Annotated in this window: 9 protein-coding genes and 1 pseudogene; 6 read left to right on the forward strand and 4 right to left on the reverse strand. The window is 70.6% G+C overall.

The annotated features are described in order from the left end of the window. The 3 genes and pseudogenes from N869_RS10135 to N869_RS10140 form a co-directional block, all read left to right on the forward strand. Window positions 1–226, forward strand: a pseudogene (locus tag N869_RS10135) (DNA polymerase III subunit delta); the annotation flags it as partial. Between the two features lie 224 nt (window positions 227–450). Further along, window positions 451–576: a hypothetical protein gene (locus N869_RS18775; protein ID WP_269545878.1), complete on the forward strand. Its 126-nt coding sequence runs from the start codon at window positions 451–453 to the stop codon at window positions 574–576. Between the two features lie 181 nt (window positions 577–757). Further along, window positions 758–2,095, forward strand: coding sequence for a helix-turn-helix domain-containing protein (locus N869_RS10140; RefSeq protein ID WP_035061067.1), 1,338 nt, complete (start codon window positions 758–760; stop codon window positions 2,093–2,095). 182 nt (window positions 2,096–2,277) lie between these two features. On the opposite strand, the gene rpsT is transcribed toward N869_RS10140, so the two are convergent. Next, window positions 2,278–2,538 (reverse strand): 30S ribosomal protein S20, encoded by a 261-nt coding sequence (gene rpsT / locus N869_RS10145; protein ID WP_035061070.1) that lies wholly within the window; start codon window positions 2,536–2,538, stop codon window positions 2,278–2,280. Between the two features lie 260 nt (window positions 2,539–2,798). Here rpsT and lepA point away from each other — a divergent pair, with 260 nt between their 5' ends. Next, complete coding sequence (lepA, locus tag N869_RS10150; RefSeq protein WP_035061072.1) at window positions 2,799–4,697, forward strand: translation elongation factor 4; 1,899 nt, start codon at window positions 2,799–2,801, stop codon at window positions 4,695–4,697. A gap of 45 nt (window positions 4,698–4,742) precedes the next feature. Then, on the forward strand, window positions 4,743–5,987 hold the full coding sequence (hemW, locus tag N869_RS10155) for a radical SAM family heme chaperone HemW (RefSeq protein ID WP_035061074.1): 1,245 nt from the start codon (window positions 4,743–4,745) through the stop codon (window positions 5,985–5,987). Window positions 5,988–6,070: 83 nt separating this feature from the next. On the opposite strand, the gene N869_RS10160 is transcribed toward hemW, so the two are convergent. The 3 genes from N869_RS10160 to N869_RS10170 form a co-directional block, all read right to left on the reverse strand. Next, the gene (locus N869_RS10160) at window positions 6,071–6,589 is read right to left on the reverse strand and encodes a DUF4870 domain-containing protein (RefSeq protein ID WP_084136912.1); all 519 of its coding nucleotides are present in this window, start codon (window positions 6,587–6,589) and stop codon (window positions 6,071–6,073) included. 1 nt (window position 6,590) lies between these two features. Next, window positions 6,591–6,968 (reverse strand): DUF4870 domain-containing protein, encoded by a 378-nt coding sequence (locus N869_RS10165; RefSeq protein WP_035061077.1) that lies wholly within the window; start codon window positions 6,966–6,968, stop codon window positions 6,591–6,593. Between the two features lie 63 nt (window positions 6,969–7,031). Then, window positions 7,032–7,901: a DUF3097 domain-containing protein gene (locus N869_RS10170; RefSeq protein WP_035061080.1), complete on the reverse strand. Its 870-nt coding sequence runs from the start codon at window positions 7,899–7,901 to the stop codon at window positions 7,032–7,034. Between the two features lie 79 nt (window positions 7,902–7,980). On the opposite strand from N869_RS10170, the gene N869_RS10175 reads away from it, so the two are divergent. Continuing rightward, on the forward strand, window positions 7,981–8,985 hold a 1,005-nt coding region (locus N869_RS10175; protein ID WP_052105371.1), incomplete at its 3' end, for an EAL domain-containing protein.

Raw genomic sequence — 8,985 nt, forward strand, 5'->3', positions numbered from 1 at the left:
CGCGGCCGCCCGTGGGCGTGGGCTGGACGCAGCGCGGGACCTCGGTCTCGCGCCCTGGCAGGTTGACCGCGCCCGCAAGGAGCTCGCCGGCTGGACGCCGGAAGGGCTGGCGGCCGCGATCACCGCGGTCGCCAGGGCGGACGCCGAGGTCAAGGGCGCGAGCAGGGACCCGGTGTTCGCCGTCGAGCGTGCCGTCCTCGCAGTGGCCGCAGCGTCGGCGGCCTGACCTCCGGCCTGAGGCGTCATCCACTATGTGACACGGCCCGAGGGGGTCGTTCAGTGGCCTCGAGGCCTGTCGACATGGGCACGTTCCCACGATTGTCCGAGTTGTCCGTATTGAGCGTAAGGCATACGGGTGACCGGTGCGGATGAGGGCTTGACGCGGCCCTGGCTCAGCCGGGATGCTGTCACAGTTGATTTGACAATCCTCCTCCAGAACGGGGTTTCACCATGAACCGCACCGCCAAGGCTCTCTCCGCTGCCCTCCTCGCGCTGGGCCTTGCCGTCTTCGCCGTCCCCGCGGCGGGTGGCGACGTCGAGACCGCCATCGGCAGCACCGGCTGCTGCAAGGTGTGACAGTTCGCAACTGAGTCTGCGTGAAGGTGCCTCGGATGGCCGGAGATGGCTCCAGGCGTGATTCCTGCCGCCTGGAGGTGCAATGAACCGGCGACCGCCCTACGATCTGTCGCCGATTTCACCCGGTCACACGAGCGTCAGGTCTCCCGTCTGGGCGATGTCATGGGTAGAGTTACGAACTGTGACTGAACTTGCCGATCGACTCCGCGAGGAGCGCATCCGGGCCGGCCTCTCCCAGACCGCGCTCGCGGGTGACGACTTCTCACCGAGCTACATCTCGCTCATCGAGGCGGGACGACGCGTCCCGACAGATGCTGCGCTCAGCGTGCTGGCCGAGAGGCTGGGCACGACGGCGGACTTCCTGCGCCACGGCGACAAGGCGCCGAGTGAGGAACGCGCGCGTCTCGAGATCGGTTTCGCCCGACTGGCCCTGGCCAACGGCGAGGCCGTCGAGGCTCGTGACCGTCTCCTAGCCCTGGACCTGTCGACCATCGCGTCGCGGCACCATGCCGAGGCGCTGCTTGCCCTGGCCCAGGCTCACGAGGCCCTGGGGCATCTCGATCTGTCCATCGCCGTGCTCGAGCCGTTGCTCAAGGAGGCGCGGAAGGCCCGACGGTCGACCGAGTCGGCCCTGATCGCGACCAGCCTCGTCTCCGCATATCACGAGGCCGGGGACCTGGGGCACAGCATCGAGCTCGGCGAGCAGGTGCTCGCCGAGCTCGAGGATCAGGGGATTGCAGGCACGGACGAGCACCTGCGCCTGGCTGCCACGATCCTGTGGAGCTACTACGAGCGCGGGGATCTCCTGTTCGCGGCGCATCGGGCTGCTGAACTCATCCGCCTGGCTGAGGCCAATGGGACCATGCGCGGACGGGGCAGCATCTACTGGAACGCTTCTCTGGTCGCGGAGGGGCGGGGTGACCTCGCAGAGGCTCGGCGTTTGACTGAGCGCGCGCTGGCCTACCTGAGCGAAGGCTCGGCAAGCAGGGACCTTCCTCGGCTGCGCCTGCACTACGGGTGGTTGCTGTTGCGCCTTGACCCGCCGGAGCCCGATCGTGCTCTGGAGAATCTGGACCAGGCGGCCAAGGAGCTCGAGCTCATCGGTTCTGAGGTCGAGCTGGCTCGGTGCGAGTTCGAGACCGGGCGTGCGTATCTTCTGCTCGGCGATGCCGATGCCGCCGAGCGGCGCGCGCGGGCCGGCTTGGAGCGCCTGGATGAGGCCGCCACGCTCGATCTGTGCAACGGCCAGCTTCTTCTCGGGGACGCTTTGTCCGTCAGGGGTGCCGTGGAGGAGGCTCACGCTGCGTACCGCTGGGCGGCTGACATGCTCGGGATGATGTCGGCAGGCCGAGAGTCCGCCGCGGTCTGGCGAGCTCTAGGTGACCGCTTGCGGGCTCATGGCGATGTCGAGGCAGCGGCCGAGGCCTACGAGCGCGCTCTGTCAGAGGCGGGCATCAGGGCAACTGCAGCTCCTGCTCTCCAGAATCAGACCCAGGGCGCAGGCGCATCGCAGGCCTGACACCCCGTCAGCGTGCGGTGCCGTACGCGGTGCCGGCGCGCAGGGGGAGCCGGCACCGCACCAGGTCCGGGGCATCCTGACCTGAGGGGTGATCAGGGCCGGTCACGCACGGACGACGAAGGGCGGGTGGACCACCACGGTGGTCCACCCGCCCTTCGTCGTCCCGCTGTGCGGGGGGAAGGTCAGAGCGTGCTGACCTGCTTGGCCAGCGCCGACTTCCGGTTCGCGGCCTGGTTCAGGTGGATGACACCCTTGCTGGCCGCCTTGTCGAGCTTGGTCGACGCGGACCGCAGGGCCACGACGGCCGCTTCCTTGTCGCCCGCGGCCACGGCCTCGCGCACCCGACGCACGTGCGTCTTGAGCTCGGACTTCACGGCCTTGTTGCGCAGGCGCGCGATCTCGTTGGTGCGGTTCCGCTTGATCTGGGACTTGATGTTCGCCACGTGGAGAGACTCTCTTCGTACGTTCGCCGGAGCGATCTGACAGGTCTGGAGGGCGCGTCCGGTTCCGGGACTGGGGAGTGGGGACACCCGCGGAGAGGAACCGGAGCAGTGCCCGCCGACCTGGGCGGACACGCGTCCATCAACCATAGCAGCCTGAGTGCCTGCTGGGGGAGCCTGCGCGTGGGCCAGAGGTGCTCGCCAGCGCCTCGGCATGGGACGATGGTGCGTCCTTCCGTCCGAGTCGTGGAGCCGTAGCCGACGTGTCACCCATCCCGAGCGCCGAGCAGACCACACGCATCGCCCCGGCGGCCACGCCGCCGGAGCTCTTGCGCAACTTCTGCATCATCGCCCACATCGACCACGGGAAGTCGACGCTGGCCGACCGGATGCTCCAGCTGACGGGTGTGGTCGAGGCCCGCGCCATGCGCGAGCAGTACCTGGACCGCATGGACATCGAGCGCGAGCGTGGGATCACGATCAAGTCCCAGGCCGTGCGGATGCCATGGGCTCTGGCGGACGAGTCCGGCGCCCCCCAGCCCTACGCCCTCAACATGATCGACACCCCCGGGCACGTCGACTTCACCTACGAGGTCTCTCGGTCGCTCGCCGCGTGCGAGGGCGCGGTGCTGCTCGTCGACGCCGCCCAGGGGATCGAGGCCCAGACCCTTGCGAACCTGTATCTCGCGATGGAGAACGACCTCGCCATCATCCCGGTGCTGAACAAGATCGACCTGCCTGCCGCCCAGCCGGAGCGCTACGCGGAGGAGATCGCCGGTCTCGTCGGTGGCGACCCTGCGGACGTGCTCAAGGTGTCGGGCAAGACGGGCGAGGGCGTCCCGGCGCTCCTGGACCGCATCGTGCGTGACGTCCCCGCCCCGACCGGTGAGGCCGACGCCCCGGCGCGCGCCATGATCTTCGACTCCGTGTACGACACCTACCGCGGGGTGGTGACCTACGTCCGTGTCGTCGACGGGAACCTGAGCCCCCGGGAGCGGATCGTGATGATGTCGACCCGCGCCACCCACGAGCTGCTGGAGATCGGGGTCATCGCACCCGAGGCGACGCCCACCAAGGGGCTGGGCGTCGGTGAGGTCGGCTACCTCATCACGGGTGTGAAGGACGTCCGGCAGTCCAAGGTCGGCGACACGGTGACCAACGCGAACAAGCCCGCTGCGGAGTCCCTGGGTGGCTACCACGAGCCCAAGCCGATGGTCTTCTCCGGCCTCTACCCGATCGACGGTTCGGACTACCCGGTGCTGCGGGACGCCCTCGACAAGCTGAAGCTCAACGACGCCGCACTGGTGTACGAGCCCGAGACGTCCGTGGCCCTCGGGTTCGGGTTCCGCGTCGGGTTCCTCGGGCTGCTGCACCTGGAGATCGTCCGGGAACGGCTCGAGAGGGAGTTCGACCTCGCGCTGATCTCCACCGCTCCCAACGTGGTGTACGAGGTCACCATGGAGGACGGGGCCGTCCTGACGGTGACCAACCCCTCGGAGTTCCCCGGCGGCAAGATCAGGGAGGTCCGCGAACCCGTGGTCAAGGCCACGATCCTCGCGCCGTCCGACTACATCGGGGCGGTCATGGAGCTGTGCCAGACCCGGCGCGGTGAGCTCCTGGGCATGGACTACCTGTCCCCGGAGCGGGTGGAGATGCGGTACACCCTGCCCCTGGCCGAGATCGTGTTCGACTTCTTCGACCAGCTCAAGTCCAAGACCAAGGGGTACGCGTCGCTGGACTACGAGCCCGCCGGGGAGCAGGCTTCGGCCCTGGTCAAGGTCGACATCCTGCTGCAGGGCGAGCAGGTGGACGCCTTCAGCGCGATCGTCCACAAGGACAAGGCGTACGCCTACGGCGTGATGATGGCCGGCAAGCTCCGCGAGCTCATCCCTCGGCAGCAGTTCGAGGTGCCGATCCAGGCTGCGGTGGGGTCCCGGGTGATCGCCCGCGAGACGATCCGGGCCATCCGCAAGGACGTGCTCGCCAAGTGCTACGGCGGTGACATCAGCCGTAAGCGCAAGCTGTTGGAGAAGCAGAAGGAGGGCAAGAAGCGGATGAAGACGATCGGGCGTGTCGACGTCCCGCAGGAGGCCTTCATCGCTGCGCTGTCGTCGGAGGACTCCGGCAAGGACGGTAAGGACGCCCGCAAGTCCGGCCGCTGACCTCCGGCCGTCGGGTCACCCCGCTGACGGTGGGACGATGGGGGAGTGCCTCCCCCCGCTCTGCCCGACGGTGAACCTGCCCCCCACGACGGCGCGCTCCCGTCGTGGGTCGCGCACGACGAGCCCGCCACGCCGGGGTTCGGCATCTACATCCACGTGCCGTTCTGCACGGTGCGGTGCGGGTACTGCGACTTCAACACCTACACACCTGGCGAGCTCGACGGGAGCACGGGTCCCTCGGCATACCTCGACGCAGCCGTCGCCGAGGTGGGTCTGGCCGCCGAGGTGCTCCGGGACGCCGGACGAGGTGACCGACCTGTCTCCACGGTGTTCGTCGGCGGAGGTACGCCCACGGTGCTTGCCGCCCCCGACCTCGTGCGCCTGCTCGGCACGGTGCGTGACACCTGGGGCCTGGTGCCCGGTGCCGAGGTGACCACCGAGGCGAATCCCGACTCCGTCACCCCCCAGACGCTCCGGGCGCTCGCCGACGGTGGTTTCACCCGTGTCTCGTTCGGGATGCAGTCGGCGGTCCCGCACGTGCTGGCGACCCTGGAGCGCACGCACGACCCGGACCGCGTCCCGGAGGCCGTCAGGTGGGCCGAGGACGCCGGGTTGGCGGTCTCCCTCGACCTCATCTACGGCACGCCCGGCGAGAGCCTCGACGACTGGCGCCGGTCCCTCGACACCGCCGTGGGTTGCGCCCCCGACCACGTCTCGGCGTACGCGCTGGTCGTGGAACCGGGCACACGCATGGCCGGGCAGGTCCGGCGCGGGTCGCTGCCCCAGACCGACCCCGACGACCAGGCAGCCAAGTACGAGCTCGCCGACGAGCTCCTGACCGAGGCCGGGTACCGGTGGTACGAGGTGAGCAACTGGGCCCGCACGGAGGCAGACGCGTGCCGTCACAACCTCGCGTACTGGCGTGGGGCCGACTGGTGGGGTGTGGGCCCGGGCGCTCACTCCCACGTCGGTGCCGGTGACCGGGCCGTGCGGTGGTGGAACGTCAAGCACCCGCGTGCCTACGCCGACCGGTTGGCGCGAGGCCTGAGCCCCGCCCACGGCCGGGAGGTGCTCGGCCCCGAGGACGTGGGGCTGGAACGGGTGATGCTCGGGACGAGGGTCCGTGACGGTCTGGCCGTCGACGCGTTGGACGGTGACGCCCGGCGCGCGGTGGGTGCCCTGGTGGCCGACGGCCTGCTCGACGGGCGCGCGGCCGTGGCCGGCACGCTGGTCCTCACCCGACGGGGAAGGCTCCTGGCCGACACGGTCGTCCGTTCGCTCACCCCCTGACGATCGCGGGGTGGGGTGGCACCTCCCCGGTGCCACCCCACCCCGCGACGGGTGTCGAGCGTGAGCGTCCTAGGTGCTCGAGGTCACTTCACCAGGCGCAGGGCGAACGGGTACCGGTAGGCCTCACCCTTGTTGGAGGCGATCGCAGCGAGGATCCCGAACACCAGCTGGAGGATGTAGGCCGCCAGGATGATGAGGAACCCGATCCCGAGCCACGTGGTGGCCCATCCGACCACCTGGCCGATGCCCAGGGTGATCTGGAAGTTCAGGGCCTCCTTGGACTGCTCCTCGACGTACCGTCCCCGCTCACGCTGCACGAGCCAGACGATGAGGCCGGCGAGGAAGCCGATGAGGATCCCGCCGGCATGGGCCAACGTCGCCCAGAGGCGCTGGTCGGAGTCGCTCAGGGGCGGCTGGGTGTACTGCTGGCCCGAGGGCGGGGCCGTCGCGTAGCCACCGGGGGGCGGGGGCGGGTACCCACCGGCGGGGGGTACCGACCCGCCCTGGGGCGGAGGGCTTCCGGGGGGGCCCGCCTGGGGCGGAGGGCTTCCGGGGGGGCCCGCCTGGGGCGGGGTCTGGTCGTCCGGTGTGTTGGTGCTCATGTCATCTCACCAGCTTCAGTGCGAAGGGATAGCGGTAGGCCTGGCCGCGGTTGACGGCCTGGAAGCCCATGACGGAGAAGACGATCGCCACCACCCACAGCGCGAAGCTGAGCAGGGTGGCGACCCAGAGCACGTTACCGAGGAGCGCAAGGGCGATGTAGCCGACCAGCAGGGTCAGCTGGAAGTTCAGTGCCTCGCGAGCCTCCTGGGCCACGAACGCGCTGCGGTCCTTGTGCACCAGCCAGATCACCAGTGCGGGCAGGAAGCCGAGCACCCCGCCCAGGTGGGCCAGTCCTGCCCACTGCCGGATCTCGTCGTCCGTCATGGTTCGGGGTGCGGTGCCGCCTGCGGCGCCACCCTGGTCGTGAGAGGAAGACATGCACCGAACCGTACCGAATCGGGCAAGTCGGGCGGGCGGAGTCCACAGCAGTACCGCCGCGGGTCAGGGCCGGTCGGAAGGGGGTCCGGACGTCACGAAGTCGATGAGCTCCTCGACCCGTCCCAGCAGGCTCGGCTCGAGATCCCGGTAGTCCCGCACGCTCCCCAGGATGCGTCTCCAGGCCCGGGCGACGTCGGCCTGGGTCTCTCGCGGCCAACCGAGGTTCTGCAGGATCCCGCGTTTCCACTCCGTGCCCCGCGAGATCGTGGGCCACGCGTCGAGCCCGATGCGTTCGGGGCGGACCGCCTGCCACACGTCCACGTAGGGGTGGCCCAGGACCAGGAGCCGGTCGCGACCCGCCGCCGCGTGGGCGGCCTCGGCGATGCGCCACTCCTTGCTGCCGGGCACCAGGTGGTCGACCAGCACGCCCAGGCGACGGTCCGGGCCTGGTGCGAACTCGCGGACGGCAGCCACCAGGTCGTCCACGCCGTCCAGCATCTCGACCACGACCCCCTCCAGGCGCAGGTCGTCACCCCACACCTTCTCGACCAGCTCGGCGTCGTGCCGTCCCTCGACCCAGATCCGACCGCCACGCGCCACCCTTGCCCGCGCGCCGTGAACCGCGACCGAGCCCGACGCCGTCCGGGTGGGGCGCCCCGGGCCGGTGGGCGCCACCGGGGGCGTGAGCTCCACGGGCTTGCCGTCGACCCAGAACCCCGGCCCCAGCGGGAAGGTCCGAGTGCGGCCGTGGCGGTCCTCCAGGACCACCACCCGCATCCCTCCGGACCGCTCCACCCGCACCACCGCACCGACCCAGCCGCTGGTGACCTCCTCGACCACCAGGCCCGGCTCCGCGGGCGTCGGGGTGGACCGCGGTGCCCGCGGGGCGCGTCCCGCAGCGAGGACGTCCCGTCCGTACCTGTCCGTCGTCACGAATCCCTCATCTCCTCCGGTGGACCGGACGATGATGCCAGTGGCAGCGGGCGTCAGCCCTCGACAGCCGGGAGGTCGCGTGTCGTCGCAGTCCGACCTGGAGCCCTGCGCCCACGACCTGGAGGCGGTGGCCGACCTCGACGACCCCCGGTGGCGGACGGCGCTGCGCACGGTCCTGGACGGCCAGGGCCTGGACGTCGTGGCCCAGCCGATCGTGGACGTCGCCCACGCCCGCGTCGGTGGCTACGAGCTGCTCTCGCGCTTCGCCGGACCCCCGACCCGGTCCCCGGACGTCTGGTTCACCGCGGCCCGTCGCCACGGGCTCGACGCCGAGCTGACCGCCCTGACCGTGACGACCATGCGCGCGCTCGCCGAGGAGCGGCCGCCGGCGACGTTCTGGTCGATGAACATCGAGCCGCACCTGCTCACCTCGACCCCGGTCAGCGAGGCGCTCCTGGCCCACGGTCGACTGGACCAGATGGTCGTCGAGCTCACCGAGCACGTCGACTCCCGCCACGACGGGGGACTCGACGACGTCCTGGCCGAGGTGCGGCGCCTGGGCGGACGCATCGCCATGGACGACGCAGGTACCGGCTACTCCGGCCTGTCGCAGATGCTCACGATCCGCCCCGACATCGTCAAGATCGATCGCTCCCTGGTGTCCGGCCTGGACCGCGACCCGGTCCGCCGCACCGTCGTCCGGCTCCTGGGTGACCTCTCGGGCCAGATCGACTCCTGGCTCCTGGCCGAGGGGGTGGAGACCTGGGCAGAGCTCGACGACCTGCTGCACCTGGGCGTGCCCTTGGTCCAGGGCTGGGCCACGGGCCGGCCCGCCGCGGGCTGGCCCGGGTTGGTCCCCGAGCTCGTGACACACCTGGACCGGCACGCCGTGCGCGCGGACCTGGGCGACCACGTCCTGCCCCTGGTGCGCCCCGCGCGCGTGCACCGTACCGTCGGGCCTCACGGCGACCAGGGACCGGGCGGAACATGCCTGCCGGCCCCGCTGGGGGACCACGGTCCCGCACCGGGCGAGGTCGTGCTCGACGGCCGCGGTGGTGCCTGGGCCGTGGTCGTCACCGGCCCG

Origin of the sequence: Cellulomonas bogoriensis 69B4 = DSM 16987 (assembly GCF_000767165.1) — a bacterium.
Taxonomy (GTDB): Bacteria; Actinomycetota; Actinomycetes; order Actinomycetales; family Cellulomonadaceae; genus Actinotalea; species Actinotalea bogoriensis.